At 62.0% G+C, this 1,326-nt stretch carries 1 protein-coding gene; it reads right to left on the bottom strand.

What is annotated here, in order from left to right:
• Window positions 1-188 precede the first annotated feature (188 nt).
• Complete coding sequence (locus NKH38_RS33200) at window positions 189-1,205, bottom strand: transposase (protein ID WP_502896701.1); 1,017 nt, start codon at window positions 1,203-1,205, stop codon at window positions 189-191.
• Window positions 1,206-1,326: the final 121 nt, after the last annotated feature.

Genomic DNA, 1,326 nt, shown 5'->3' with positions numbered 1-1,326 from the left:
AGGGCATAGGCGCTAAGATAGCTTTGGCATGGACTGAAACTTGCGCTTTCGTGGTGGTTCGCGCCAGCGATATCGCAAGGCATGGAGATTTTGGCGCAGGGCCGCCAAGGAAGGTTGAGTAAAGATGGTCGCGATCAGAGAGGCGACGATCTGGCGGGTTGCGCGCCACAGTAGCGGGCGCCCGTCGCTCAAGGGGGAGAGACACCCAACTCCTGCGAGAGGGGTTCGGTCACAAGCGCGATGAGGAAGTGTGCAAGGATCCAAGGCTTTGCGATCCTTGGGTCTTTGGCGGGAGGAGAGCGCAGCCCGATCAGGCTCTTCAGGCGCTTGAAGGCGAGTTCGATGCGCCAGCGCATGCGGTAGAGCTTGAGGACCGTATCGGCGGGAAACTCCTCCCGGTCAAGCGAGGTCACAAGCAGGACGAAGCCGGCCGCAATCAGCGTCTGCGGTTGAACCTTGTTGCCCTTGGCCCTGGCTTCCTTGTTGATTTTGCGCCGCGCTTCTTGTGCCGCAGCCTCGGATTTGCGCAAGGCGATCAGGCGCATCTTCACAGGCTCGCCCTTCTTGAGTGCCAGCCGGGCAGGCGTTTCGCAGACTTCCTCCCGGCAGTTCTCCAGGTAGCCGATGAGATCGAACGCCCTGCCGTTGGCGTCGAGCCATCGCGCGTTTTTCCACGACGCGCGCACAACAACATCGCCGCCTTGCGCCATCACCTTGGCGATCCGCTCGGCCTGCAGATAGGCGCGGTCACCGATGCGGATCTCGCCCGGCACCACCGGCACGCGGTCGATCAACTCGGCCTCGCTCTGGTCGGTGATCTCGAGGAAGTCGAACTGCTCGCGCTCAAGCTCGAAGGCGCAGTGCATGCGCCAAAGACCATTGTTCTTCTTCTCATACGCACCGGCCTTGGCAACCGCTGTCGCATCGAGGATGCGGATCAGTCGGCCTTTGGCCAAACCTGCATCCTCGCGCTTCAAAAGGTGCCCAATCAACTGCTGCAGCCATGGTCCTGCATTGCGCAGCCGGCCAAGCAACGCCACGTCCGAAATGTCGGCAATCCCGCTCGCCGCCGCCCAGGCCACGACGCCCCGCATGCCAACCTTGCCAAGGCAGTAAGCCAGTGTCAGGCGCAACAGGTCGCTCGCCGACCTGACGCCGCGCGGGCGCAGGAACGCCTTCGTCTCGCGGGCGCTCTGCGTGAGCAAATCTTAGCCGCCGAGAAGCTCAATCGTCTCGGCCCAGCCGTCATCAACAAGCGATTCGTGTGTCATCGCAGTGTAGAATCACACCCGATTCCGCAGGGCAATACCTATCTTAGCGCCTATG

This window comes from Mesorhizobium sp. M1078, assembly GCF_040318615.1.
Taxonomy (GTDB): domain Bacteria; phylum Pseudomonadota; class Alphaproteobacteria; order Rhizobiales; family Rhizobiaceae; genus Mesorhizobium.
This window is presented reverse-complemented; position numbering and strand designations above follow the sequence as displayed.